Source organism: Variovorax sp. TBS-050B, assembly GCF_029893635.1.
Classification (GTDB): Bacteria; Pseudomonadota; Gammaproteobacteria; order Burkholderiales; family Burkholderiaceae_C; genus Variovorax.
The window spans coordinates 730,099-755,872 of record NZ_JARXYR010000002.1; the positions used below are offsets into that span (position 1 = coordinate 730,099).

The window sequence follows — 25,774 nt, forward strand, 5'->3', positions numbered from 1 at the left end:
CATATGACCATTCACTTACATCCCACGGAAGACGCCCGCAACCCGGGCGATCTTAACGACCCCTTGCAGGACGCCGAAGAACTCGCCGAAGGCAGCGCCAATCCGCCCTGCGTGCTGGTCTTCAACGCCAGCGACCCGAGCGGCGCCGGCGGGCTGGCGGCGGACACACTGGCAATGGGGTCAGTGGGCGCACACATCCTTCCGGTGGTGACCGGCGCCTATGCGCGGGACACGGCCGAGATCTTCGACCACTTCCCGTTCGAGGAAGAAGCGATCGCCGAGCAGGCACGCACCATCCTCGAGGACGTGGAGGTCCAGCTCATCAAGGTCGGCTTCGTCGGCAGCCCCGACGCGCTGAGCACCATCGCCGAGACCGCCTCCGACTACCCGGAGGTGCCGCTGGTGGCCTACATGCCCAACCTGTCGTGGTGGGACGAGAACCAGATCGAGGCCTACCACGATGCCTTCCGCGACCTGCTGCTGCCCCAGGCCACGGTGCTGGTGGGCAACCACAGCACGCTCTGGCGCTGGCTGCTGCCCGACTGGAGCGGCGAGCGCCCGCCGAGCGCGCGCGACATCGCCAAGGCGGCCGGGGAATTCGGCGTCTCCTACACGTTGGTGACCGGCATGGTGCTGCCCGACCAGTTCATCGACAACGTGCTCGCTTCGCCGCAGTCGGTGCTCGCGAGCGAGAAATACGAACGCCTCGAAGCCGTCTTCTCGGGCGCCGGAGACACCCTGTCGGCCGCGCTGGCCGCGCTGCTGGCGAGCGGAACCGACCTCGTGGCCGCCACCACGGAAGCCCTGGCCTACATGGACCGCTGCCTCGATGCAGGCTTCAGGCCCGGCATGGGCCACGTGCTGCCCGACCGGCTGTTCTGGGCCGAACCCGAGGACGACGAAGGCGACCAGGACCTCGACGCGCCGCAGGACTTCGCGCTGCCGCCTCACGACACCCGACATTGAGGGAGCCACCCCCGTCCCTCGCTCACTTCGTGTAGCTCGACTCCCCCCTCGAGGGGGCAACACCGGCGGACCGGCGGAGCCGGATCCGCGGTGTTTCCCGATCTGCCCTTTTTCGACACCCTGCTCTTTTTTTCGACGCCATGCCTTCAGCTGACCAGAACGACCTTCTTTTCGACCGTGCCCGCGCGGTCATTCCCGGTGGCGTCAATTCGCCCGTGCGCGCCTTCAAGGCGGTGGGCGGCACGCCGCGCTTCATCCGGCGCGCCGAGGGCGCCTATTTCTGGGACGCCGACGACCGCCGCTACATCGACTACATCGGTTCCTGGGGGCCGATGATCCTGGGGCATGGCCATCCGGCCGTGGTCGAGGCGGTGCAGAAGGCGGTGCTCGAAGGCTTCTCGTACGGCGCACCGACGGAGCGCGAGATCGAGTTGGCGGAAGCCATCCTCGCGCTGGTGCCGTCGATGGAAATGGTGCGGCTCGTGAGTTCGGGCACCGAGGCCGCGATGAGCGCGCTGCGCCTCGCGCGCGGCGCCACCGGGCGCAAGCACATCATCAAGTTCGAGGGCTGCTACCACGGCCACGCCGACGCGCTGCTGGTCAAGGCGGGCTCCGGGCTCGCGACCTTCGGGCATCCCACCTCGGCCGGCGTGCCGCCCGAGGTCACGCAGCACACGCTGGTGCTCGAGTACAACAACATCGCCCAGCTCGAGGAAGCCTTCGCGCTGCACGGCAACGACATCGCCGGCCTGATGATCGAGGCGATCGCGGGCAACATGAACTTCGTGCGCGCCACGCCCGAGTTCGCGCGCCGCTGCCGCGAACTCTGCACGCAGCACGGTGCGCTGCTGATCTTCGACGAGGTGATGACGGGCTTCCGCGTCGGCCTGCACGGCGCGCAGGGCGTGCTGGGCATCCGGCCCGACCTCACCGTGCTCGGCAAGGTCATCGGCGGCGGCATGCCGCTCGCGGCCTTCGGCGGACCGCGCGCCATCATGGAACAGCTCGCGCCGCTCGGCCCCGTCTACCAGGCGGGCACGCTCTCGGGCAATCCGGTGGCGACCGCCTGCGGCCTCGCGACGCTGAAGGAGATCGCGAAACCCGGCTTCTACGAGGCGCTCGCCGCGAAGACCCGCGCGCTGGTCGACGGCCTGAAGGCCGCCGCGGCGGCCGAGGGCCAGCCCTTCAGCGCCGACAGCGAAGGCGGCATGTTCGGCTTCTTCCTCATGGACGAACTGCCGCAGAACTACGCCACGGTCATGACCACCGATGGCGCCAAGTTCAACACGCTGTTCCACGGGCTGCTCGCGCGCGGCGTGTACATCGCGCCGGCGCTCTACGAAGCGGGCTTCGTGAGCGCGGCGCACAGCGACGCGGACATCGCCGCGACCATCGAGGCCGCGCGCCAGGTCTTCCAGGCGGCGTAGCCCCGCCTCGCGGCGCGCCGCGGCTTCAGCGCGTCGTGACCCTCACCAGCCCCGTCACCGGCTTGCCGTTCACCAGCACCGGCCGGTGATGGTCGTCGGCCAGCAGCACGCCGATCACATGGCTTCCCGTCGGCGACGGGCATGGCGCGAAGTTCGCCTTGATCAGGTCGCCGCCGAAATCGCTGTTCATGCTGTTGTAGGGGCGGCCCGGCAGGTTGCAGCTGTCGCCGTCGGGATCGATCTTCATGTGCACGTGGCCGCAGCGCGGATCGCCGCCGCACTGGCCCGCGGGCATCAGCCTGAAGTTGCTCTGCACCACCACGCCGACCGAACGCTGCGCATCGGTGCCGAGCGGAATCGCCGCGCCTTCGGGCGGCCAGACGATCCGGAGGGTGGCCGGCGGCTCCTGCGCCTGGGCGGCACATGCCCAGAAGATCGCGGCGAAAAGACAGCTGAGACGAATGCGCATCGAAGACTCCGATCGGGAGGAAGCGTGGAAGAAGAGGTTGTTCGCCGTTGATGTAATCGATGAATACATCAACGACGGGCGCAGTCTAGCGCAAAATAAGCACCGATTACATCAAGGAGTTCACACTGCTCGCCGCATGACCGCCCGCTCCAACCGATCTTCTCCGCTGGCCGCGCCCGAAGCGCGCGTCGCCTACCACCACGGCAACCTGCGCGAAGCGCTGATCCAGGCCGCGGTCGAGCTCATCGAGCGCGACGGCCTGGACAAGCTCAGCGTGCGCGAGGCCGCCAAGCGCGCCGGCGTCTCGCCGGGCGCGCCGTTCCGCCATTTCGCGACCAAGACCGCCCTGCTGACCGCGGTCGCCGAGCAGGCGACGCAGCGCCTGCGCATCCATGTGGAGCAGGCGCTGGCGGCCGCGGCGGACGCGCCGGCGCTGGGACGCTTCGGTGCGATCGGCCATGCCTACCTCGAATGGGCGCTCGCGAATCCGACGCACTTTCGCGTGATCAGCGAGCGTGCGCTGGTCGACTACGACGGCTCGCCCAGCATGCGCAGCGACAACGACGCGATCCGGGCGCGGATGCGCGCCTTGTTCGACGAGGCCTTCCCGCAAGGCGGCGCGCTCGCGAAGGCCGATGCCGCCCATGCGCAGATCGCGGCGCGCGCGCTGGTCTACGGCCTCGCGCGCATGGCGGTGGACGGCCACTTTCCCGAATGGAGCCTGTCGCGCCAGTCCACCGCCCGGACGATGGGCGACACGCTCGACTTCTTCATGGCGCTGCTTGCGGCGTCCGCGGCGCCGACCGCCGCCGCGGCGGAAGCGCCGGCCGCAAAAAAGGCCGGACCGCGCGCGCCAGCCAGGCGCTAGCGGGCGGTCCGGCCCGGCCGGCGGGTGCGAGGCGTCAGTGCCGGAAGTGGCGCACGCCCGAGAGCACCATCACCACGCCGCGTTCGTCGGCCGCGTCGATGACCTCCTGGTCGCGCATCGAGCCGCCCGGCTGGATCACGCAGCTCGCGCCCGCATCGACCACCACGTCGAGGCCGTCGCGGAACGGGAAGAAGGCGTCGCTCGCCACCGCCGTGCCCTGCAGCGACAGGCCCGCATGCTCGGCCTTGATGCTCGCGATGCGCGCGGAATCGAGGCGGCTCATCTGGCCCGCGCCCACGCCCATGGTCATGCCGCCGGCGCAGAACACGATGGCGTTGCTCTTGACGTACTTCGCGACCTTCCATGCGAACAGCAGGTCCTGCAGCTGCTCGGGCGTCGGCTGCTTCTTCGTGACCACTTTGAGGTCGCTCGCAGCGAGTTCGTGGTTGTCGGCCGTCTGCATCAGCAGGCCCGAGCCGACGCGCTTCACGTCCATCAGGTTGCGGCCGTTCTCCCAGTCGGTGTTGCCGCCCGGCGGCAGCGCGATCTCGAGCACGCGCACGTTCTGCTTGACCTTGGTGGCCTGGAACACCGCGAGCGCCTCGGGCGTGTAGCCCGGCGCCATCAGCACTTCGACGAACTGCTTGGCGATCGCCTGCGCGGTCTCGCCGTCGACCAGGCGGTTGAAGGCGATGATGCCGCCGAAGGCCGAGGTCGGATCGGTCTTGAAGGCCTTGGCATAGGCCTCGGCCGCGTCCTTGCCGACCGCCACGCCGCAGGGGTTGGCATGCTTCACGATCACGCAGGCGGGCACGTCGAAGCTCTTCACGCATTCCCAGGCCGCGTCGGCATCGGCGATGTTGTTGTAGCTCAGCTCCTTGCCCTGCAGCTGCTTCGCGCTCACGAGCGAACCCGGCGCGGGATGCAGGTCGCGGTAGAAGGCGGCCTGCTGGTGCGGGTTCTCGCCGTAGCGCAGGTCCTGCACCTTGACGAAGCGGCCGTTGCTCTGCGCCGGGAACATCGAGCGCGCGGGCGCGGGCTGGCCGATGCTGGCGTCGAAGTCGATGGCCGAGAGGTAGTCGCTGATCGCGCCGTCGTAGTCGGCGATGCGGTTGAACGCGGCCACCGAGAAGGCGAACCTGGTCTTGTCGCTGAGCTTGCCGCCGGCCTTGAGCTCGGCCAGCGCCACCGGGTACTGGGAAGCGTCGGTCAGCACGCCCACGTCCTTCCAGTTCTTGGCCGCGCTGCGCACCATGGCCGGGCCGCCGATGTCGATGTTCTCGATCGCGTCCTCGAGCGTGCAGCCGGGCTTGGCCACGGTGGCCTCGAAGGGATAGAGGTTGACCACCAGCAGGTCGATGGTGTCGATGCCGTGCTGCTCGATCGCCGCCACGTGCGCCGGCAGGTCGCGCCGCGCGAGCAGGCCGCCGTGGATCTTCGGATGCAGCGTCTTCACGCGGCCGTCGAGCATTTCCGGAAAGCCGGTGTGGTCGGCGACCTCGGTCACCGGCAGGCCGGCGTCGGCCAGGAGCTTGGCGGTGCCGCCGGTGGACAGCAGCCTGATGCCGAGGCCATGCAGCGCCTGTGCGAATTCGAGGATGCCGGTCTTGTCGGAAACGGAAAGGAGTGCGGTCTGAGCCATGGATGTGCCGTGGAGTTATTTCAAAAGTTTGTGCTCGACCAATTTCTTGCGGAGCGTGTTGCGGTTGAGGCCCAGCCATTGCGCGGCCTTGGACTGGTTGCCCTCGGCGCGCGTCATGACGACATCGAGCAGGGGCTTCTCGACCACGCGCACGAGCATCTCGTACATGCCGTCGGGCTCGGTGCCGCGCAGATCGCGGAAATAGCTGTCCAGACTGGTGCGCACGCAGTCCTCGATGTGTTTCTTGCTCATGCTTTTTCTTCTCTTCTCTCAATCAGCGGCGCAGGCCGCCTCCTCTTCACCGGACAGCTCTTCGGCCGCCTGGTGTGCGGGCATGCGGTCCATGCGGTCCGCGAGCCCGTCGAAATAGTCGCCCACCGCGCGCAGCTGCGCGGCCGCGTCGTCGATGGCGTTCATGCGCGCGCGGAAGGCCTCGCCGTCCGGCAGGCTGCGCACGTACCAGCCGATGTGCTTGCGTGCGGTGCGCACGCCGGTGAACTCGCCATAGAGCGCATGGTGCGCCACGAGATGGTCGAGCAGCAGCCGCCGCACCTCGGCCACCAGCGGCGGCGCCAGGTGCGTGCCCGTCGCGAGGAAATGCGCGATCTCGCGGAAGATCCACGGCCGCCCCTGGGCCGCGCGGCCGATCATCACCGCATCGGCGCCGGTGGCCGCGAGCACGTCGCGCGCCTTCTCGGGCGAACGGACGTCGCCGTTGGCCACCACCGGAATGCGCACCGCCGCCTTCACCGCGGCGATGGTCTCGTATTCGGCCTCGCCCTTGTAGCCCTGCTCGCGCGTGCGGCCATGCACGGTGAGCATCTGCACGCCGATGGATTCGAAATCGCGCGCGAGCCCGACGGCGTTGCGGTGCCCCTCGCTCCAGCCGGTGCGCATCTTGAGCGTGACCGGCACGCCGAACGGAAGCGCCGCATCGACCACGGCCTGCACGATCCCGCGCGCGAGCGGCTCATCGCGCATCAGCGCCGAGCCGGCCCACTTGTTGCACACCTTCTTGGCCGGGCAGCCCATGTTGATGTCGATGATCTGCGCGCCGCGCTCGATGTTGTAGACCGTGGCCTCGGCCATCATGGCTGCGTCGGTGCCGGCGATCTGCACCGCGATCGGGCCCGGCTCGCCGTCGTGGTTGGCGCGCCGCGAGGTCTTGAGCGTGTTCCAGAGTTCCTTGCGCGAGGTGACCATCTCGCTGACCGCATAGCCCGCGCCGAGTTCGCGGCACAGCATGCGGAAAGGCCGGTCCGTCACGCCGGCCATGGGCGCGACGAACAGCCTGTTTTCCAGCGTGTGGTTGCCGATCTGCAAGGTCATGGGGGAGGAAGCGTCGCGCGTCGGGCTGCTGAAAAATGAGGCACGATTGTAGCCACGCGGCATTTCGGCCGCTGAAACGATTTGCGCATGCCATGCAGGTGCAAACACCCATCGACGGCGGCCGGTTCTCCGACCCGCCGCGGCCCGCGGGCTGCCTATACTGCGCCGTCCATTCCACCTTATGCAAGCCTGGCTCGACGCACTCTTCGCGCTTCTCGCGCTGCCGCAATACGGCCTGTCCACGCTGTTCATCGCGGCCTTCGTCTCGGCCACGCTGCTGCCCGTGGGCTCGGAGCCGATCCTCTTCGGCCTGCTGAAGCTGAACCCCGAGATGTTCTGGTCGGCCATCCTGGTGGCCACGGTCGGCAACACCCTGGGCGGCGCGGTGGACTGGTGGATCGGCTACGGCGCGCACAAGGTCGCCGACAAGTATTCGCACTCCAAGCACCATGTGCGCGTGCTGGGCTGGCTCGAACGGCTCGGCCCCAAGGCCTGCCTGCTGAGCTGGCTGCCGATCGTCGGCGATCCGCTGTGCGCCGTCGCGGGCTGGCTCAAGCTGCCGTTCTGGCCATGCCTGGGCTACATGGCGATCGGCAAGTTCCTGCGCTACGTGTGCATGACGGTGGCGCTGCTCTATATCTTTCCGTCATGAGGCTGCGCGCCGGCGTGCAGCCCCGCGCCATTCAACTCAGCAGGCCGTAGGGGCCGCCACGTTCGAGCGCGCGCTGGTAGGCCGGCCGCGCGTGGATGCGCGCCAGATAGGCCATGAGCCGCGGCCGCTTCGCATCGAGGCCGCCGCGCGCCTGCGCGGCTTCGACCGGAAAGCTCATCTGGATGTCGGCGGCCGTGAACTCGCCGCCCGCGAACCATTCGCTCTTGCCGAGTTCGGCTTCCATGAAGCTCAGGTGGCTCTCGATGTTCGGCACGATGAAGGCCGCCTTGGCCTTGGCCGCGATGGTCCTGGCGATCGGCTTCACGAAGAACGGCATCCTGCTGCCCTCGATCCTGTCGAACACGAGCTTGAGCAGCAGCGGCGACATCGCCGTGCCTTCGGCGAAGTGCATCCAGTAGCGGTAGCGCAGCGCCTCGGGCGTGCCGGGCGCGGGCGCGAAGCGGCCCTGGCCGTGGCGCTCGATCAGCGTCTCGAGGATGGCGCCCGATTCCGCCAGCACCAGCCCGTCGTCCGTCGTGACCACCGGCGACTTGCCGAGCGGATGCACCGCCCGCAGCGAAGCGGGCGCCAACATGGTCTGGGGATCGCGCTGGTAGTGGACGATGTCGTAGGGCAGGCCCAGTTCCTCGAGCAGCCACAACACCCGCTGCGAACGCGAGTTGTTGAGGTGATGGACGGTGAGCATCAGGAACTGAACAGGAAGTTCATCACGTCGCCGTCCTTCACGACGTATTCCTTGCCTTCCGAGCGCATCTTGCCCGCGTCCTTGGCGCCCTGCTCGCCCTTGTAGGCGATGTAGTCGTCGAACGAGATGGTCTGGGCCCGGATGTAGCCCTTCTCGAAATCGGTGTGGATCACGCCGGCCGCCTGCGGGCCGGTGTCGCCGACGTGGATGGTCCAGGCGCGCACTTCCTTCACGCCGGCGGTGAAGTAGGTCTGCAGGCCCAGCAGCTTGAAGGCGGCGCGGATCAGGCGGTTCAGGCCGGGCTCGTCCTGGCCGATCTCGGCGAGGAACATCTTCTTGTCCTCGTCGTCCATCTCCGAGAGATCGGCCTCGATCTTGGCGCAGATCGCCACCACGGGCGCGTTCTGCTTCGCGGCGTAGTCGCGCAGGCGGTCGAGGTAGAGGTTGTTCTCGAAGCCGTCTTCCGCCACGTTGCCCACGAACATCGCGGGCTTGGCGGTGATCAGCGTGAAGCTCTTCACCAGCGGCATTTCTTCCTTGGTGAATTCGAGCGCGCGCACCGGCGTGTTCTCGTTCAGCGCGGCCTGGCAGCGCTCCAGCAGGCCCACCAGCTTCTGCGCGTCCTTATCGCCCGAGCGCGCGACCTTGGTGTGGCGCTGCAGCGCCTTCTCGACCGTCGCGAGGTCGGCCAGGCAGAGCTCGGTCTGGATCACCTCGATGTCGGAGATCGGGTCGACCTTGCCGGCCACGTGCACCACGTTGTCGTCGTCGAAGCAGCGCACCACGTTCACCGTGGCGTCGGTCTCGCGGATGTGGGCCAGGAACTTGTTGCCCAGGCCTTCGCCGGTGCTCGCGCCGGCCACCAGGCCGGCGATGTCGACGAACTCGACGATGGCCGGCACCACGCGCTCGGGCTGGACGATATCGGCGAGCTGCGCGAGCCGCGGGTCGGGCACCTCGACGATGCCGACGTTGGGCTCGATGGTGCAGAAAGGATAGTTTTCCGCTGCGATGCCGGCCTTGGTCAACGCATTGAAAAGGGTGGATTTACCGACGTTGGGCAGGCCGACGATGCCGCACTTCAAGCTCATGGGGGGTCCTCTTGGGGTAACCGGGGATTTTAAGTCGCGGCCGCCGGCGCGCCCGCGGACCGGTCTTCGATGCCGGTTCTTCAGGGTTAGCCCGGGTGAAATCGCAAAATAGCAAACGTTTGCGCAAACGTTTTCGTTTCATAATGCCGAGCCCGGCAGAGACCGGCGCCCGCTCAACCATCTCCTGGAGACACACCATGAAGTTCACCCGCCGCACCCTGCAAAGCGCAGCCGCCCTGGCCCTGCTCGGCACCCTGGGCGCTTCCCCCGCGCTGGCGCAGGACAAGCCCAAGGTCGCGCTGGTCATGAAATCGCTGGCCAACGAGTTCTTCCGCACCATGGAAGACGGCGCCAAGGCGCACCAGAAGGCCAACGCCGCCAAGTACACGCTGGTGGCCAACGGCATCAAGGACGAGACGGACACCGCCGCCCAGATCAAGATGGTCGAGCAGATGATGGCGCAGAAGATCAACGCGCTGGTCATCGCCCCGGCCGATTCGAAGGCGCTGGTGCCGGTGGTCAAGACGGCCATCGACCGCGGCATCCTCGTGGTCAACATCGACAACCAGTTCGACGCCGCGGCGCTGAAGGAAAAGGGCATCCAGGTGCCCTTCGTCGGCCCCGACAACCGCGCCGGCGCCAAGCTGGTCGGCGACGAACTCGCCAAGAGCCTGAAGGCGGGCGACAAGGTCGGCATCATCGAAGGCGTGTCGACCACCTTCAATGCGCAGCAGCGCACTCTGGGCTACCAGGACGCGATGAAGGCCGCGGGCGTCACCGTGGTCGGCGTGCAGTCGGGCCAGTGGGAGATCGACAAGGGCAACACCGTGGCCGCCGGCATGCTGCGCGAGCACCCGGACCTGAAGGCGCTGCTCGCGGGCAACGACAGCATGGCGCTCGGCGCGGTCGCCGCGGTCAAGGCCGCGGGCAAGACCGGCAAGGTGCAGGTCGTGGGCTACGACAACATCGGCGCCATCAAGCCGATGCTGGCCGACGGCCGCGTGCTCGCCACGGCCGACCAGTTCGCCGCCAAGCAGGCGGTGTTCGGCATCGAGACCGCGCTGAAGGCGCTGGCCGAGAAGAAGAAGCAGTCCGATATGCCGGCCGAGGTCAAGACCGACGTGGTGCTCGTGACCAAGTCGTCGTCGGCCAAGTAAGCCGCGACCCGAAGGAAGAGAGCCCGCGTTGACCACCTCCGCCGCCGCCATGCATGCCCCCGTGCCCGTGCTCTCCCTGAGCGGGCTCGGCAAGGACTACGCGGCGCCGGTGCTCGACGACGTGTCGCTCGTGCTCAACGCCGGCGAGGTGCTCGCACTGACGGGCGAGAACGGCGCCGGCAAGAGCACGCTGTCGAAGATCGTCTGCGGCCTGGTGCAGCCCACGCGCGGCCACATGCTCCTCGACGGCGCGGCCTTCGCGCCCGCCTCGCGCCGCGACGCCGAGCGCCTGGGCGTGCGCATGGTGATGCAGGAACTGGGGCTGGTCACCACGCTGTCGGTGGCGGAGAACCTGCTGCTCGACCGGCTGCCGCACAGGACCGGCTGGATCCGCCGCGCGAAGCTGCACGAGCTGGCCGCGCGCCAGCTCGCCAAGATCGGCATGCAGAACATCGACCCGGCGATGCCGGTCGCGCGGCTCGGCATCGGCCAGCAGCAGATGGTCGAGATCGCGCGCAACCTGCAGGACGACACCCGGGTGCTGGTGCTCGACGAGCCCACGGCCATGCTCACGCCGCGCGAGACCGCGCACCTGTTCGAGCAGATCGAAGGGCTCAAGGCGCGCGGCGTGGCAATCGTCTACGTCTCGCACCGGCTCGAGGAGCTGCAGCGCATCGCCGACCGCGTGGCCGTGCTGCGCGACGGCCGCCTGGTCGACGTGCGCGCCATGGCCGGCGTGCGCGAATCCGAGCTGGTGCAGCGCATGGTCGGCCGCGCGGTGCACGAGCACGAGGGCCGCGCGCGCCGCGTGGCCGGCCCGGTGCTGCTGCGCGCCCGCGGCATCGGCCGGGCGCAGGTCGTGCGCGACGTGAACATCGACCTGCACGCGGGCGAAGTCATGGGCCTCGCAGGCCTGGTCGGATCCGGCCGGACCGAACTCGTGCGGCTGCTGTTCGGCGCCGACCGTGCCGACCGCGGCGAGATCACGCTGCACGATGCCGACGGCCGCACGGTGCAGCAGGTGCCAAAGGGCTGGCGCTCGCCGATGCAGGCGATCCGCGCGGGCATCGGCCTCGTGACCGAGGACCGCAAGTCGCAGGGCCTGCTGCTGCCGCAGTCGATCCGCGTCAACGCCACGCTGAGCGACCTGGGCGCGATCTCCAGGGGCGGCTGGCTGCAGCACGCCCGGGAGCGCGGCATCGCGCGGCGGCTGGTGGAGCTGCTGCGCATCCGCTCGCGCAGCATCGAGCAGCCGGTGGCCACGCTCAGCGGCGGCAACCAGCAGAAGGTGGTGTTCGCGCGCTGGCTGCACCGCGAATGCAAGGTGCTGCTGCTCGACGAACCCACGCGCGGCGTGGACGTGGGCGCGCGCGCCGACCTCTACGCCGAGCTCGACCGCATGACCGAGGCCGGCCGCGCGCTGCTGATGGTGTCGAGCGACCTGCGCGAGCTGATGGCCATGTGCGACCGCATCGGCGTGATGAGCGCCGGACGGCTGGTCGCCGTGTTCGAGCGCGGCCAGTGGAGCGAACAATCGCTCCTTGCCGCCGCCTTCAGCGACGCGGCGGGACGCACCGCCGACCCCATCGCCGCACCTTCCGAACCGAACAAGAACCAGCCGGCCCCGGCCGAGACACCATGAACGCAGCCGCCGCACCCAACGCCGCCCCGCCCTCCGCCCTCAAGGGCCAGCTGGGCACCTACCTCGGCCTGACCGTCGTGCTCGTGGGCATGGTCGCGCTCTTCGGCACGCTGAGCGACTACTTCCTCACGCGCGAGACCTTCGTCTCGATCGCCAACGAGATCCCCGCGCTCGCGGTGATGGCGGTCGGCATGACCTTCGTGCTGATCATCGCGGGCATCGACCTCTCGGTCGGCTCGGTGCTGGCGCTCAGCGCGGCGGTCACGGCCGCGGCGATCCTCCAATGGAAGCTCTCGGTGCCGCTGGCCGCCGCGCTCGGCCTCGCGACCGGGCTGGTCTGCGGCACGGTCACGGGTTCGGTCTCGGTGGCCTGGCGGCTGCCGAGCTTCATCGTCTCGCTCGGCATGCTCGAAGCGGTGCGCGGCGGCGCGTACCTCGTGACCGATTCGCGCACCCAGTACGTGGGCGATGCGATCTCGGGCCTGGCCGCCCCGTGGGCCGGCGGCATCTCGGCCGCCTTCGTGATCGCGGTGCTGCTGGTGGTGGCCGGGCAACTGGTGCTCACGCGCACGGTGTTCGGCCGGCACGTGGTGGGCATCGGCACCAACGAGGAGGCGATGCGGCTCGCGGGCGTCGATCCGCGGCCGATCCGCATCCTCGTGTTCGCCGCCACCGGCCTGCTGGCCGCGCTCGCGGGCCTGATGCAGTCGGCGCGGCTCGAGGCCGCCGACCCGAACGCCGGCGTCGGCATCGAGCTGCAGGTGATCGCGGCCGTGGTGATCGGCGGCACCAGCCTCATGGGCGGGCGCGGCTCGGTGGTCAACACCTTCTTCGGCGTGCTGATCATCGCGGTGCTCGAGGCCGGGCTCGCGCAGGTGGGCGCGAGCGAACCGAGCAAGCGCATCATCACGGGCGCGGTGATCGTGGTCGCGGTGATCATCGACACCCTGCGCCAGCGCCGCGCCGAACTGAAATGAAACACCCCCCATGCCGCTTCGCGGCTCCCCCCTCTCTCGCCTTCGGCGGGAGGGGGGCGCACCCGGCGGCCTGGCAAAGCCAGTTCCGCGGGTGCCCGGAGGGCTTCGCTGCGCTCGCCGACTTGCGTTGCCTGCGTCGTGCGATGGGGATGGCGCGCAGCGCGATGGAAAACTGAAGAGAGAGCGGAAGATGGCCACCATCAAGGACGTCGCGCTGCGCGCGGGGGTTTCCGTGACCACGGTCTCGCACGTGGTCAACGACACGCGCCACGTGAGCGCCAAGGGGCGCGAGCGCGTCGAGCAGGCGATCCGCGAGCTCGGCTACGTGCCCAACGCGATGGCGCGCAGCCTCAAGAGCAACACCACCTCCACGCTCGGGATGCTGATCCCGAACAGCTCGAACCCGTACTTCGCCGAGATCGTGCGCATCGTGGAAGACCGCTGCTTCGGCGCCGGCTACACGCTGGTGCTGTGCAACACCGACGACGAGCCCCGGCGCCAGAGCGTCTACCTGCAGGTGCTGGCCGAGCGCCGCATCGACGGGCTGATCGTGGTCTCCACCGGCGCCGGCGAGGACGATTCGCTGGTGACGCAGCTGCACGGCCTGCGCATTCCCACGGTGCTGGTCGATCGCGAGATCGCCGACCCCGCCTGCGACCTGGTCGAGACGGCCCACATGCAGGGCGGCCTGCTCGCGGTGCGGCACCTGCTGTCGCTCGGGCACCGGCGCATCGCCTGCATCGGCGGCCCGGTGGGCGTGATGCCGAGCGAGCAGCGCATCGAAGGCTGGCGCATGGCGCTGGCCGAGGCCGGCGCCAGCTCGCAGCCCCAGGGCGCGGGCGCCGATGCGCTGCTGTGGCGCGGCGGCTTCACGAGCCAGGGCGGCTACGAGGCGATGCATGCGATCCTGCGCACCGAGCAGGCGCCGTCGGCCGTGTTCGTCTGCAACGACCTGATGGCGATCGGCGCGCTGCGCGCCGCGCACGAGAGCGGCGTGCACGTGCCCGACGACCTCTCGATCGTGGGCTTCGACGACATCGAACTCTCGGCCTACACCAGCCCGCCGCTCACCACGGTGGCGCAGCCCAAGGAGCGCATCGGCGCGCTCGCGGTCGACATGCTGCTGGAGCGCGTCGGCGGCAAGCGGCGCGACGCACGCAAGGTGGTGCTGCAGCCCGAGCTGCGCGTGCGCGCCTCGACCGCGCGCCATGCGAGCTTCCGCGAAGCGCCCGCGCCCTCCCCGTCCGACGCCGCCGCCGCGGCGGACACCCGAAAGCCCCGCAAGCCGTGAGCGCCCCGAATCCGCCCTCCCCCGTTCATGCCGCGCCGCCGCGCATCGTCGTGCTCGGCAGCCTCAACATGGACATCGTGCTGCGCGTGCCGCATGCACCCGCCGCGGGCGAGACACTGCTCGGCCGCTCCATCGACCACATCCCCGGCGGCAAGGGCGCGAACCAGGCCGTGAGCTGCGCGCGCGAAGGCGGCCAAGTGGCGATGATCGGCTGCGTCGGCGACGACGCGAACGGCCGGGCGCTCTGCGCAGCGCTCGAGGCCGACGGCATCGACACCGCCGCGCTGCGCACCACCACCGCCGCGCCCACGGGCACGGCGCTGATCCTGGTCGAGGACGGCGGCCAGAACCGCATCGTGATGGTGCCCGGCGCCAATGCCGCGGTCGACCTCGACGCGGCCGCGCTGCGCGCGCAGCTGCAGGGCGCGGCCTTTCTCGTCACGCAGTTCGAGACGCCGATGGACCAGGTCGAGCGCGCGATCTCGGCCGCGCACGCGGCGGGCTGCAAGGTGCTGCTCAACCCGTCGCCGATGCAGCCGATCGCCGCGCCGCTGTGGCCGCGCATCGACACGCTGGTGGTGAACGAGCTCGAGGCCCGCGCGCTCTGCGGCCAGGCGGCCGACAGCCCGCAGGAGGCCGCGCTCGCGGGCCGGGCGCTGCGCGCCGAAGGCATCGCGCGCGTGGTCGTCACGCTCGGCGCGCGCGGCGCGGTGGCCATCGACGACGATGGCGCGCGCCACCATCCCGCGCCGCAGGTGCAGGCCGTGGACACCACCGCGGCCGGCGACACCTTCCTCGGCGCGCTCGCCGTGGCGCTGGGCGAAGGCGCGTCCTTCGACGAGGCCGTGCGCCTGGGCATCCGCGCCGCGGCGCTGTGCATCCAGCAGCCCGGCGCCCAGCCCTCCATCCCGCGGCGCGATGCCGTGCTGCGAAGCCCCCTGCCACCCGACTGGATTCCGCTGCCGTGAAACGCTCTCCCCTGCTGCATGCCGAACTCTCCCAGGTCATCGCCGCCCTCGGCCACGGCGACATGCTCGTGATCGGCGACGCCGGCCTGCCGATCCCCGACGGCCCGCGCCGCATCGACCTCGCGGTCGCGCGCGGCGTGCCGCGGCTGGCCGAGGTGCTGGAGGCGGTGCTGTCGGAGATGCAGGTCGAGGCCGTCGTCATCGCCGACGAGGCGCTGCCGAACAGCGCGACGCAATTGCCCGGCTGGTATCCGTCGTCGCTCGGCCTGGCGCCGCAGACCGTGTCGCACGAGGAATTCAAGCGCCGCAGCGCCAGGGCGCGCGCCATCGTGCGCACCGGCGAATGCACGCCCTACGCCAACATCATGCTGGTGGCGGGCGTGGCCTTCGACTGAGCAACGGACCCGCCCCGCGCTATTCGAACCGGTAGTTCGCGCCCACCGCCTGCCCCACCTTGAGCATCTGCTCCACACCCTGGACCACGATGCAGTTCATGCCGAAGGTGATGCGGCCGTCCACGCGCGGATCGGCGCGGTAGGTGCGCAGCATGTCGCCGACCTCGGGGCTGCTGATGCCGGTGGCGGGATCGATGTCGGGCACCGGGCAGCGCGTGCAGGGCTTGACGGGCTTCAGCTCGGCCTCGCCCTCGGCCGTGGCGACGTGCAGCGCATCGACGCGGTCCTCGTCGTGCGCCTCGATGCCCGCGAGCACGATGTTGGGCCGGAAGCGCTCGATGCCGACCGCGGCGTGACCCGCGGCGGCCAGGCGTTCGTTGAGTTCGGCGAGGGAGCCTTCGCTCGCCACCAGCAGCGGATAGCCGTCGGCGAACTGGTTCTCGGCCTCGATGCCGCCGGTCCATTCCAGGCTCGACAGGCGCTTCTGCGCCGGGTCGAAGCGCACCAGCCGCAGCGTCTGCGGGCGGCCGGGCTCGGAAAGGAAGTCGCTGAACCACTGGGCGGCGATGTCGCCCATGTCGTAGGCCGCGACCTCGTCCTTCCAGACGCGCACGCGCACCGGCTGCTCGACGCGGTCGAAGGCCAGGTGCAGCGCCAGCATGCCCGGCGCGCGCAGCACCACCTCGGTGTGCTTCATCTGCGGCCGGATCAGCGCCATGCGCGGGAGCTGGCGCTGCGTGACGAACGCGCCCTCGGCATCGACCACCATCCAGGCGCGGTCGAACTCCAGGCCGGTCTCGGTCAGCAGGGCCTCGGGGAGCTCGACCCCCGCGCATGACTTGACGGGGTAGACGAACAGGCGCGCGATGGTGGCGCGGAGGTCGAATTCGGGCTGAGGCACGTGGGGTTCCTTGGAATTTGCGGCGATTGTCCCGCATCGATGACCCGCCGCGCGGCGCCCGGTTTTTGCTTGTTCATACAATGGCCGGATGGCCCTTCCCCCTGAAGTTTGCATACGCGGCGCCGGCATCGTGGGCCGGACGCTGGCCCTGCTGCTCGCGCGCGAGCGCGTGCGCGTCGCGCTGGTGGCACCGAAGGCCGCGCCGGGCAAGCCGGACATCCGGGCCTATGCGCTCAACGCCGCTTCCAGGACCCTGCTCGAATCGCTGCGCGCCTGGCCCGATGCGGCCCATGCCACGCCCGTGCGCGAGATGCTCGTGAACGGCGACGAGGGCGGCCGGGTGCAGTTCAGCGCCGCGCGGCAGAAGGTCGATGCGCTCGCCTGGATCGTCGACGTGCCCGCGCTCGAGCAGCAGCTCGCCGATGCGGTGCGCTTCCAGCCGCAGGTCGAGGTGGTGGAGGCGCCGGTGCCGGCGCCGCTCACCGTGGTGTGCGAAGGCAAGGCCAGCGCCACGCGCGAGGCGCTGGGCGTGAGCTACCAGGTCACGCGCTATCCCCAGCATGCGATCGCCGCGCGCCTGGAAGCCGCGCAGGCGCACGACGGCACCGCGCGCCAGTGGTTCAACGACAAGAGCGAGGTGCTCGCGCTGCTGCCCATGGGCGGCGCGCAGGGACGCTCGCTCGCACTGGTGTGGTCGGTCGACCAGCTGCGCGCACCCGAGCTGCTCGCGCTGGACGACGCGCAGTTCGACGCCGCCGTCACCGAGGCCAGCCACGCTGCCTTCGGCGCGCTGCGCCTCACGAGCGAGCGCGCCGCCTGGCCGCTCGCGCGCGCGATGGCCGACCGCTGGACCGGCACGCTGCCGCAGGCGCAGGGCGCGCCGCAATCCTGGGCACTGGCCGGCGACGCCGCCCACACCGTGCATCCGCTCGCCGGACAGGGGCTGAACCTCGGCCTCGCCGATGCGGCCATGCTGGCCGACGTGATCAAGCAGCGCGACTACTGGCGCAGCGTGAGCGACCCGCGCCTGCTGCGCCGCTACGAGCGCGCACGCCGCGCCGGCGTGCTGCAGATGAGCCTCGCCACCGACGGCCTGCAGCAGCTGTTCTCGCACAGCGTCGATCCGCTGCCCGCGCTGCGCAACTGGGGCATGCGCGGCTTCGACCAGACACGCCTGCTCAAGCAATGGATCGCCAGCCAGGCGATGGGCTTGAAGGCATGAAGAATCCTTCCACCGGACTTTCAATGACATTCGCACGCCACCTCCTTCTCGCCGCCTGCGCCCTGGGTGCGGTCGTCGGCGCCTTTGCCGGCGAGGCCGAGATCCGCAAGAACCTCCCTGCGCGCATTCCGCAGTTCCCGCCGATCGACGAGGTCACCAAGTCGCCGGTGCCGGGCCTGTACGAGGTGCGCGTGAACGGCTTCCAGATCTACTACACCGACGAGCAGGGCAACTACCTGCTGCAGGGCAACCTGATCGACGTGAAGGCGCGCAAGAACCTCACCGAGGAGCGCGTCGAGAAGCTCAGCGCCGTCGCCTTCGACCAGCTGCCGCTGAAGGACGCGATCAAGATCGTGCGCGGCAACGGCAAGCGCAGGCTCGCGGTGTTCGAAGACCCGAACTGCGGCTACTGCAAGCGCTTCGAGAAGGACATGAAGACGGTCGACAACGTCACCGTCCACCTGTTCCTCTACCCGGTGCTCGGACCCGATTCGGCCACCAAGTCGCGCGACATCTGGTGCAGCAAGGACAAGGGCAAGGCCTGGAGCGACTGGATGGAATCCAACGTCAGGCCGGCCACCGCGGCGCCGGGCTGCGACACCGCGGCGCTGCAGCGCAACGTGGAGTTCGGCCGCAAGTACAACATCACCGGCACGCCGACCCTGATCTTCAGCGACGGCACCCGCACGCCGGGCGCCATTCCCGCGGAGCAGGTCGAGAAGCAGCTCGCCGCGTCGATCAACTGATGGCCGCGCAGAGCTCCTCCCGGCGCGCCGCGGCGGCGGCGCCGGCCGCCGCAGTGCATTGCCGCGTCGAATGCGCGAACCCGCATGCGCACCTGTTCGCGGTCACCCTGACCATCGCCGCGCCCGCGGCGCAGCAGCGCGTGGCGCTGCCCGTGTGGATTCCGGGCAGCTACCTCGTGCGCGAGTTCGCCAAGAACCTGCAGGGCCTGCGCGCCACGCAGGGCCGGCGCAAGCCGGTGCTGACGCAGCTCGACAAATGCAGCTGGCAGATCGACTGCGTGCCCGGCCAGCCGCTGGTGCTGCACTACCAGGTCTGCGCCTACGACAACTCGGTGCGCACCGCCTGGCTCGACGATGCGCGCGGCTTCTTCAACGGCACCAGCCTGTGCCTGCGCGTCGAAGGGCGCACCGACGAGCCGCATGCGCTCGAGGTGGTCGCGCCCGCGCAGCCGCCCGACGCGCCGCGCTGGTCGTGCGCGACCGCGCTGCGCCCCGCAAAGATCGACAGGCACGGCTTCGGCAGCTACCTGGCCGCCGACTACGACGAGATCGCCGACAGCCCGGTCGAGATGGGCCCCTTCTGGAGCGCCGAGTTCGAGGCCTGCGGCGTGCCGCACCGCTTCGTGGTCGCGGGCGCCGCGGCCTCCTTCGACGGCGAGCGGCTGATCGCCGACACCCAGGCCATCTGCGAGGCCGAGCTGCGCTTCTGGCATGGCGACAAGGCCGGCCGGCGCGGCGGCCCCGCGCTGCCGATCGACCGCTACGTGTTCATGCTCAACGCGGTGGACGACGGCTACGGCGGGCTCGAGCATCGGCACTCCACCGCGCTGATCTGCAACCGGCGCGACCTGCCCCAGCGCGGCGCCAAGAAGCAGCCCGAGGGCTACACCACGCTCATGGGGCTGATCAGCCACGAGTACTTCCACACCTGGAACGTCAAGCGCATGCGCCCGGCGGAGTTCGCGCGCTACGACTACGGCCGAGAGAACTACACGCAGTTGCTGTGGTTCTTCGAAGGCTTCACGAGCTACTACGACGACCTGCTGCTGCGGCGCGCCGACCGCATCGACGACGCGGGCTACCTGCGGCTGCTCAACAAGACCATCAACCAGGTGCTGCAGACGCCGGGCCGGCTGGTGCAGCCGGTGGCCGACGCGAGCTTCGACGCCTGGACCAAGTACTACCGGCAGGACGAGCAGACGCCCAACAACACCGTCAGCTACTACACCAAGGGCGCGCTGGTCGCGCTGTGCTTCGACCTGACGCTGCGCCGCGAAGGCCGCGGCACGCTCGACGACGTGATGCGCCACCTGTGGCAGCACGGCGACGGCGGCCCGATCAGCGAAGCCGACATCGCGGCCGCGCTCGAAGCGGTGGGCGGACGCTCCTATGCCGCGGAACTGGCGCAGTGGGTGCATGCGACCGACGAACTGCCGCTCGCGCAGCTGCTGCGCGCGCATGGCGTGGCCGCGCTCGACGACCCCTCGCAGCCGGCGCAGGCCCTGGGCCTGCGCGTGGCCGAAAGCAACGGCAGCCTGCAGATCAAGGTGGTGCTGCGCGGCGGCGCGGCCGAGAAGGCGGGCTTCTCCGCCAACGACGAATGGATCGGCATCGAGCTGCCCGCGGCGGGCCGCAAGGGGCAGGTGCAGGCCTGGCGCATCACCAAGCTCGACGACCTCGCGCTCTACCTCGGCGACGCCACGCGCTGCACCGCCATCGTGGCGCGCGACCGCAAGCTGCTGCGGCTGCCGCTGGCGCTGCCGGCGGGCGCCACCACCTGGCGGCTGTTCGCGCACGACGCGGCGAAGGTCGCGGACTGGCTCACGGCAGGCGCGCGGCGCTGACCGGGCGCGGGCGTCATCTCCCGCCGCCCTGCGCCATCGCCCGCGCGCGAATGCTCGGTATAGTGAAGCGCGTTTTCCCCCTTCCCCGGAGACACCATGAGCTACGAAAACATCGAAGTGCGGACCGAAGCAGGCAAGGTCGGCATCATCACCCTCCACCGTCCGAAGGCCCTGAATGCGCTCAACGACGCGCTGATGACCGAGCTGGGCCAGGCGCTCAAGGCCTTCGATGCCGACGAGGCCATCGGCTGCATCATCGTCACGGGCAGCGAGCGCGCCTTCGCGGCCGGCGCCGACATCGCGGCGATGGCGAAGTACAGCTTCATCGACACCTACAAGGGCGACTACATCACGCGCAACTGGGAGACCATCCGCTCGATCCGCAAGCCGGTGATCGCCGCGGTCAGCGGCTTCGCGCTCGGCGGCGGCTGCGAGCTGGCGATGATGTGCGACTTCATCATCGCGGCCGACAACGCCAAGTTCGGCCAGCCCGAGATCAAGATCGGCGTGATCCCCGGCGCCGGCGGCACGCAACGCCTGCCGCGTGCGGTGGGCAAGAGCAAGGCCATGGACATGGCGCTCACCGCCCGCATGATGGACGCGGCCGAGGCCGAGCGCGCGGGCCTCGTGAGCCGCGTGGTGCCCTACGAGAAACTCGCCGACGAAGCCCTCGGCGCCGCGCTCGTGATCTGCGGCTTCTCGCAGATCGCGGTGATGGCCGCCAAGGAATCGGTCAACCGCGCGTTCGAGAGCGGCCTGTCGGACGGCGTGATGTTCGAGCGCCGGCTGTTCCATGCGCTGTTCGCGACGCAGGACCAGAAGGAAGGCATGGACGCCTTCCTCGCCAAGCGCCAGCCCGACTTCAAGAACGCCTGAGAGAGTGAGAGAACGCAGCCGCCGCTAACGGCGGCCTGCGAGCGCCGCACGCAGGGCCGCCAGCGCCGATGCGGGCGGCGTGCCGACGAAGCCGGCGCCGCCCGGCTGCGGCAGCCAGCGCACCTGATCCCCCGCGACTTCGAGCACGGCCAGCAGGCCGGCATCGCCATGCAGTTCCAGCCGCAGATCGACCGGGGCGGTCGTGCCCTCGCCCGGCGTGGTGGCGGAGCGGGCGACGGCATTCACCAGCGCGGCCAGTCCTTCGGTGTCGCCGCGGGCCTGGCGCAGCGGCGGCTGGCTATCGATCGCCGCCTCCAGGAAGCGCCAGCGGTCGAGGGCCGAGAAGGCCGGCATGGCCGCCGGCGTGGCGGCGGACTTGGCAGCGGCAGCGGCAGCGCGCGGTGCCGGTGATTGGCGAAGAAGGGCGCCGGATGCCTCGGCGGCCGGACTGCGCTGCGCGGCGGGGGCGGCGGCGCTCTCCGCAGCCGCCTCGCGCGCCGACGGCGGGGCGGCGGGCGCGGCCTGCGGTGGAAGCTCGGCGCGCGGCGCGGCGACGATGGCTGGCGCAGGTGCTGGAGGAGGCGGCGGTGCGGCTGGCGCCGGTGCGAGGCTTGATGCCGGTGCCGGTGCCGGTGCCGGTGCCGGTGCCGGCGCCGGTGCCGGTGCTGCCGCAGGTGCTGGCGCCGACTCGGCCGCCGGCGCGGGCTCCGCGCGCAGAACCGGCGCAGGGGTTTCCGGCGCCCTCGCCCGGCGTTCCGGCGATGCCGCAGGCGCCGCCAGGTCCCGCGCGGCGCCCGTCCCGCCCTGCGCCGTACCTCCCTGCTGCGCCCGCTCGCGCGCGACCTCGGGCGCAGCCGGGGAGGCCGCCGGCGGCGCCTCGGCCACCGGCGCAGCCGGTGCAGGTGCCGGTGCCGGTGCCGGTGCCTGCGCGACATGCGCTTCGCCGTCGAGCCGCGCATCGGGAACCGGCTCGCGGTGCCAGAGCACGGTGACGAAGGTCGCCACGAGCACGGTCGCGAAGGCGGCATTCCAGGGCATGCGGGCGCGCGGCCGGCCGGGTGCGGCCCCGCCGCCGAACCAGCGTCGCCACCAGCCGGCGCCCGCGTCGGATGCGGCGGACGCCGAAGGCGGCACGGCGGTCAGGTTGTGCGCCATCTTCCGGATCGCGTCGCGGGTGCGCGGGTCGGGTACCGCGTCGCGGTCGGGCGCATGGTCGAGCGCACGGCGCAGGGCCGCGTCGCGCAGCGCGTCGTCGGCGCTGCCGCTGTCGCCGTTCCCGCTCATGTTCCCTGCTCCAGCACCGCGAGGTAGCGCGACATGCAGGCGCGAAGTTTCTGCAGCCCGTAGCGCAGCCGGCTGCGAACCGTCTCGAAGCCGATCTGCAGGCTGGCCGCGAGCGCTTCGACGGTGAGGCCGTCCTCGTGGTGCAGCAGGAAGGCGGCGCGCTGCTCGGGCGGCAGTTCGTCCAGGCAGGCCAGCAGGCGGCGGCCGGCGGCGCGCCAGAACGCGAGTTCCTCGGCCGAAGGATGCGCCGCCACGTCGGCGGCCGCGCCGCGCACGCCGCGGTCGAGCAGCGGCACCGCATCGTCGGCGTCGTCGGCATGGGCGTCGAGCGCCACCTCGCGCCCGCTCACGCGCAGCCGGTCCATCGCCAGGTTGTGCGCGATCGTGAAAGCCCAGGTGCGCCAGGTGGCGCCCTGCGGCGAGAAGCTCTCGCGCGCCGTGATGATCCGCACCCAGGTGTCCTGGAACACCTCGTCGGCCTGCGCGGCGAGCCGCGTGCCGAGCAGCCGCTTGACGAAGCGGAACAGCGCCCCTTCGTGGCGCGCGTACAGCAGATCGAAGGCCGCGCCGTCGCCCTGCGCGTAGGCCAGCATCAACTGGTCGTCGGGCATGGCTTCGCGCCCGGAGGCGGCTTTGGCGGAAGGGGCGCGGGGCAGCGCGGACATGAACGGATTGTCACCCGGGCTTGTACGGCGGCCGGGAGGCTTCGGGGTCGGCCGATCCAAAAAAGACACCGCCGCGCATCCGCGACTTGATCAGGGGCCCAAAGCCTGCGCTATAATCTTGGGCTCGGTGCAGCACTGCCCCGAACGGCTCTTTAGCTCAGTCGGTTAGAGCGATGGAATCATAATCCACAGGTCCGCGGTTCGAGTCCGTGAAGAGCCACCAGACATCATCAAAAAGCCTTGCAGGTCAATGACTTGCAAGGCTTTTTTGTTTTGCGCCGTGCGGTTTTGGGGCGTGTTTTCGGCCTGATTTTTCCACTGCCCGGACCGGTGCCCGTTCGGCAGGCAATGCAGTGGGAAGCCGCGCCAATGCTGGCTGCGGCGGGCCCGGTCCTCAGACAACCCACAGAGTTGTGCACAGAAAAGCGGGACAAGTCATTGTTTTGACATTTGCACTCAGCCGGCCTTGCGGAAGGTGAGATTGATGCGCCGGCTGCCGAAGAGGGCATGCGGCCGGTCCTCGAGCGGCAGCACGCCGTGGTAGCGCAGGCGGTCCGGTCCGCCCCAGACGACGACGTCGCCATGCGCGAGCGGAATGCGCCGCGGCTTGTCGCTGCGCGCGAGGCCGCCCCACAGGAAGACGGCGGGCATGCCGAGCGAGACCGACACGATCGGCGCGCCGTGGTCGCGCTCGTCCTTGTCCTGGTGCAGCGACAGCCGCGTGCCGGGTTCGTAGCGGTTGACGAGGCAGGCGTCGGGTGCGAAGCCCTCGAAGCCCGCCTCGGCCGCGGCGGTGCGGGCGAGCCGCTCGAAGGCCGCAGGCATGGCGGGCCAGGGCGCGCCGGTCTGCGGATCGCGTTCGGCGTAGCGGTAGCCGCGGCGGTCCGAGAGCCAGCCGAGCCGGCCGCAGTTGGTCATGGCGACCGACATCGTGAAGCCGCCGGGGGTCACGAGGTGCCGGAAGGGCGCATGCTGGGCGACCGCCTCCAGCGCCGGCAGCAGTTCGCCGACCGAGGGCAGCGCGAAGCCTCGCAGCACGAAGGCGCCGGGGCCGATCGCTTCCTTGCCGCGCTGCGGCTCGGCCTCGGGCGCGTCGTCGAAAAGATCGAGCGTCATGGCGCCGCCTGCCGCTGCGCCGGCCGGTCCGCTGCCTCGGCGACGAGCCGGCCCAGCGTCTGCATCGCCTGTTCGCTCTGCGCGTTCCAGGCGTGGCCGTAGTTCAGGCGCAGGCAATGCGAGAAACCCCGCGTGGCCGAGAAGATCGGCCCGGGCGCCACGCTGATGCCGCGCTCCAGCGCCTGGCGGTGGATGTCGAGTGCATCGACGTGCGCCGGCAGTTCGACCCAGAGAAAGTAGCCGCCGAGGGGCCGCGTGGCGCGCGTGCCGGGCGGAAAGTAGTGGCCCAGCGCCTGCGCGAAGCTCGCCTGCTGCACCGCCAGCACCTGGCGCAGCTTGCGCAGGTGCTTGTCGAGGCCGCCCTTCTCGAGGTAGCCCGCGAGCGCGAGTTGCGCGGGCACGGAGGTGCTGAGGGTGGTCGTGAGCTTGAGCCGTGCCACGGCGCGCGCGAAGCGGCCGGCCGAGGCCCATCCGATGCGGTAGCCCGGCGCGAGGCACTTCGAGAACGAGGTGCAGTGCAGCACCATGCCCTGGGTGTCGAAGGCCTTGGCGGGCGGCGGACGCCGGTCGCCGAAATAGAGCTCGGCATACACGTCGTCCTCGATCAGCGGCACCGCATGGCGCGCGAGCAGCTCGACCAGCGCCTTCTTCTTCGCGTCGGGCATGAGGCTGCCGAGCGGGTTCTGGAAGGTGGTCATGAGCCAGCAGGCACTGGGCTTGTGCGCGGCGAGCGCGCGTTCGAGCGCGCCGAGGTCGATGCCCTCGCCCGGATGCGTCGGCACCTCGATCGCGCGCAGGCCCATGCGCTCCAGCGCCTGCAGCGCGGCATAGAAGGTGGGCGACTCCACCACCACCGAGTCGCCGGGCCGCGTGACGGCCGCGAGGCAGAGGTTCAGCGCCTCGAGCGCGCCGTTGGTGACGACGATCTCCTCGGCCGGCACCTGCATGCCGTCGCCGAGGTAGCGCAGCGCGATCTGCCGGCGCAGCGCGGCGCTGCCGGGCGTGAGGTCGTCCACCGTGCGCCAGGGGTCGAGCGACTTCGCGCTCGCGGCCATGAACTGGCCGAGCCGCGCGAGCGGGAACAGCAGCGGGCTCGGAAACGCCGATCCGAAGGGCACCACCTGCCGGGACATGCTGGCTTCGAGGATCTCGAACACGCGGTCGCTGACCTCGAGCGACTTCGGGCCGTCGGCCGGGCGCGAGGTGAGGTTGGCCTCGGGCGGCACGTCGCGCGCACCGCCACCCGTGACGTAGTAGCCCGATCGGTCGCGCGCACGCACCAGGCCCCGGGCCTCGAGCAGGTAGTAGGCCTGGAACACGGTGGAGGCGCTCACGCCGCGGCTTTCGCCGGTGTGCCGCACCGACGGCAGGCGGTCGCCGGTTTTGAGGGTGCCGCTGCGGATCGATGACTCGATGTCGGCGGCCAGGGCTTCGTAGCGCTTCATGGGGCAGGCGGTCTGGTCGGGCGACTTTATCTGCTCCGGTGATTTGCATCGGATCTGCATCTGTTTTTTCCGGCGCGGTTGCGGCACAGTCGGTG

26 protein-coding genes and 1 tRNA gene are annotated in these 25,774 nt (G+C 70.4%); 16 read left to right on the forward strand and 11 right to left on the reverse strand.

The features are described 5' to 3' along the window. The first annotated feature begins 3 nt into the window (after window positions 1–3). Complete coding sequence (locus M2165_RS06420; RefSeq protein WP_280813843.1) at window positions 4–966, forward strand: bifunctional hydroxymethylpyrimidine kinase/phosphomethylpyrimidine kinase; 963 nt, start codon at window positions 4–6, stop codon at window positions 964–966. Window positions 967–1,106: 140 nt separating this feature from the next. Then, the gene (hemL, locus tag M2165_RS06425) at window positions 1,107–2,393 is read left to right on the forward strand and encodes a glutamate-1-semialdehyde 2,1-aminomutase (RefSeq protein WP_280813844.1); all 1,287 of its coding nucleotides are present in this window, start codon (window positions 1,107–1,109) and stop codon (window positions 2,391–2,393) included. A gap of 25 nt (window positions 2,394–2,418) precedes the next feature. Here the strand turns inward: hemL and M2165_RS06430 are convergent, their stop codons facing one another. After that, window positions 2,419–2,862, reverse strand: a complete 444-nt coding sequence (locus M2165_RS06430; RefSeq protein ID WP_280813845.1) for a hypothetical protein — start codon at window positions 2,860–2,862, stop codon at window positions 2,419–2,421. Between the two features lie 136 nt (window positions 2,863–2,998). Here M2165_RS06430 and M2165_RS06435 point away from each other — a divergent pair, with 136 nt between their 5' ends. Next, on the forward strand, window positions 2,999–3,730 hold the full coding sequence (locus M2165_RS06435) for a TetR/AcrR family transcriptional regulator (RefSeq protein WP_280813846.1): 732 nt from the start codon (window positions 2,999–3,001) through the stop codon (window positions 3,728–3,730). A 34-nt stretch (window positions 3,731–3,764) separates the two neighbouring features. On the opposite strand, the gene purH is transcribed toward M2165_RS06435, so the two are convergent. The 3 genes from purH to dusB are packed head-to-tail and all read right to left on the reverse strand — an operon-like array spanning window position 3,765 to window position 6,701. Further along, window positions 3,765–5,372 (reverse strand): bifunctional phosphoribosylaminoimidazolecarboxamide formyltransferase/IMP cyclohydrolase, encoded by a 1,608-nt coding sequence (gene purH / locus M2165_RS06440; RefSeq protein ID WP_280813847.1) that lies wholly within the window; start codon window positions 5,370–5,372, stop codon window positions 3,765–3,767. Between the two features lie 15 nt (window positions 5,373–5,387). Beyond that, window positions 5,388–5,624: a Fis family transcriptional regulator gene (locus tag M2165_RS06445; RefSeq protein ID WP_007838304.1), complete on the reverse strand. Its 237-nt coding sequence runs from the start codon at window positions 5,622–5,624 to the stop codon at window positions 5,388–5,390. Between the two features lie 18 nt (window positions 5,625–5,642). Further along, a complete protein-coding gene (dusB, locus tag M2165_RS06450) occupies window positions 5,643–6,701 on the reverse strand; it encodes a tRNA dihydrouridine synthase DusB (protein WP_280813848.1) in 1,059 nt (352 codons plus the stop codon). A gap of 181 nt (window positions 6,702–6,882) precedes the next feature. Between dusB and M2165_RS06455 the strand changes: the two genes are divergently transcribed. Further along, window positions 6,883–7,353, forward strand: a complete 471-nt coding sequence (locus M2165_RS06455) for a YqaA family protein (RefSeq protein WP_280813849.1) — start codon at window positions 6,883–6,885, stop codon at window positions 7,351–7,353. 31 nt (window positions 7,354–7,384) lie between these two features. Here M2165_RS06455 and M2165_RS06460 read toward each other — a convergent pair whose 3' ends face one another. Both M2165_RS06460 and ychF read right to left on the reverse strand, forming a co-directional pair. Next, complete coding sequence (locus M2165_RS06460; protein WP_280813850.1) at window positions 7,385–8,059, reverse strand: glutathione S-transferase; 675 nt, start codon at window positions 8,057–8,059, stop codon at window positions 7,385–7,387. Beyond that, window positions 8,059–9,150: a redox-regulated ATPase YchF gene (ychF, locus tag M2165_RS06465; protein WP_280813851.1), complete on the reverse strand. Its 1,092-nt coding sequence runs from the start codon at window positions 9,148–9,150 to the stop codon at window positions 8,059–8,061. Before ychF ends, M2165_RS06460 begins: the two co-directional genes overlap by 1 nt. A 197-nt stretch (window positions 9,151–9,347) precedes the next feature. On the opposite strand from ychF, the gene M2165_RS06470 reads away from it, so the two are divergent. From M2165_RS06470 to rbsD, 6 genes are all read left to right on the forward strand, one after another. Then, window positions 9,348–10,307: a sugar ABC transporter substrate-binding protein gene (locus tag M2165_RS06470; protein WP_280813852.1), complete on the forward strand. Its 960-nt coding sequence runs from the start codon at window positions 9,348–9,350 to the stop codon at window positions 10,305–10,307. A 49-nt stretch (window positions 10,308–10,356) separates the two neighbouring features. After that, window positions 10,357–11,949: a sugar ABC transporter ATP-binding protein gene (locus M2165_RS06475; protein WP_280817482.1), complete on the forward strand. Its 1,593-nt coding sequence runs from the start codon at window positions 10,357–10,359 to the stop codon at window positions 11,947–11,949. Beyond that, entirely contained in the window at window positions 11,946–12,926 is a 981-nt protein-coding gene (locus M2165_RS06480; protein ID WP_280813853.1) for an ABC transporter permease, read from the forward strand. Before M2165_RS06475 ends, M2165_RS06480 begins: the two co-directional genes overlap by 4 nt. 190 nt (window positions 12,927–13,116) lie before the next feature. Continuing rightward, entirely contained in the window at window positions 13,117–14,217 is a 1,101-nt protein-coding gene (locus M2165_RS06485; protein ID WP_280813854.1) for a LacI family DNA-binding transcriptional regulator, read from the forward strand. After that, window positions 14,214–15,185: a ribokinase gene (gene rbsK, locus M2165_RS06490; RefSeq protein WP_280813855.1), complete on the forward strand. Its 972-nt coding sequence runs from the start codon at window positions 14,214–14,216 to the stop codon at window positions 15,183–15,185. The genes M2165_RS06485 and rbsK overlap by 4 nt, the downstream gene beginning before the upstream one ends. Further along, window positions 15,182–15,580 (forward strand): D-ribose pyranase, encoded by a 399-nt coding sequence (gene rbsD / locus M2165_RS06495; protein WP_280813856.1) that lies wholly within the window; start codon window positions 15,182–15,184, stop codon window positions 15,578–15,580. Before rbsK ends, rbsD begins: the two co-directional genes overlap by 4 nt. 19 nt (window positions 15,581–15,599) lie before the next feature. Here rbsD and M2165_RS06500 read toward each other — a convergent pair whose 3' ends face one another. Continuing rightward, entirely contained in the window at window positions 15,600–16,481 is an 882-nt protein-coding gene (locus M2165_RS06500) for an MOSC N-terminal beta barrel domain-containing protein (protein ID WP_280813857.1), read from the reverse strand. An 88-nt stretch (window positions 16,482–16,569) separates the two neighbouring features. Between M2165_RS06500 and M2165_RS06505 the strand changes: the two genes are divergently transcribed. From M2165_RS06505 to M2165_RS06520, 4 genes are all read left to right on the forward strand, one after another. Continuing rightward, window positions 16,570–17,703, forward strand: coding sequence for an FAD-dependent monooxygenase (locus M2165_RS06505; RefSeq protein ID WP_280813858.1), 1,134 nt, complete (start codon window positions 16,570–16,572; stop codon window positions 17,701–17,703). Window positions 17,704–17,726: 23 nt separating this feature from the next. After that, window positions 17,727–18,449 (forward strand): DsbC family protein, encoded by a 723-nt coding sequence (locus M2165_RS06510; RefSeq protein ID WP_280813859.1) that lies wholly within the window; start codon window positions 17,727–17,729, stop codon window positions 18,447–18,449. Then, a complete protein-coding gene (locus M2165_RS06515; protein WP_280813860.1) occupies window positions 18,449–20,293 on the forward strand; it encodes a peptidase M61 in 1,845 nt (614 codons plus the stop codon). Before M2165_RS06510 ends, M2165_RS06515 begins: the two co-directional genes overlap by 1 nt. A 96-nt stretch (window positions 20,294–20,389) precedes the next feature. Further along, window positions 20,390–21,169 carry an enoyl-CoA hydratase gene (locus M2165_RS06520; RefSeq protein ID WP_280813861.1) on the forward strand — a complete coding sequence of 260 codons (780 nt, stop codon included), beginning with the start codon at window positions 20,390–20,392 and terminating at the stop codon, window positions 21,167–21,169. A 24-nt stretch (window positions 21,170–21,193) separates the two neighbouring features. Here the strand turns inward: M2165_RS06520 and M2165_RS06525 are convergent, their stop codons facing one another. Both M2165_RS06525 and M2165_RS06530 read right to left on the reverse strand, forming a co-directional pair. Further along, window positions 21,194–22,453 (reverse strand): hypothetical protein, encoded by a 1,260-nt coding sequence (locus M2165_RS06525; protein WP_280813862.1) that lies wholly within the window; start codon window positions 22,451–22,453, stop codon window positions 21,194–21,196. Then, window positions 22,450–23,118 (reverse strand): sigma-70 family RNA polymerase sigma factor, encoded by a 669-nt coding sequence (locus tag M2165_RS06530; RefSeq protein WP_280813863.1) that lies wholly within the window; start codon window positions 23,116–23,118, stop codon window positions 22,450–22,452. Before M2165_RS06530 ends, M2165_RS06525 begins: the two co-directional genes overlap by 4 nt. Window positions 23,119–23,264: 146 nt before the next feature. Here M2165_RS06530 and M2165_RS06535 point away from each other — a divergent pair. Both M2165_RS06535 and M2165_RS06540 read left to right on the forward strand, forming a co-directional pair. Next, window positions 23,265–23,341, forward strand: a tRNA-Met gene (locus M2165_RS06535). Between the two features lie 17 nt (window positions 23,342–23,358). Beyond that, on the forward strand, window positions 23,359–23,565 hold the full coding sequence (locus M2165_RS06540; RefSeq protein ID WP_280813864.1) for a hypothetical protein: 207 nt from the start codon (window positions 23,359–23,361) through the stop codon (window positions 23,563–23,565). Between the two features lie 9 nt (window positions 23,566–23,574). On the opposite strand, the gene alkB is transcribed toward M2165_RS06540, so the two are convergent. After that, on the reverse strand, window positions 23,575–24,234 hold the full coding sequence (gene alkB, locus M2165_RS06545) for a DNA oxidative demethylase AlkB (protein WP_280813865.1): 660 nt from the start codon (window positions 24,232–24,234) through the stop codon (window positions 23,575–23,577). Beyond that, complete coding sequence (locus M2165_RS06550) at window positions 24,231–25,679, reverse strand: PLP-dependent aminotransferase family protein (RefSeq protein WP_280813866.1); 1,449 nt, start codon at window positions 25,677–25,679, stop codon at window positions 24,231–24,233. Before M2165_RS06550 ends, alkB begins: the two co-directional genes overlap by 4 nt. Between the last annotated feature and the right edge of the window lie 95 nt (window positions 25,680–25,774).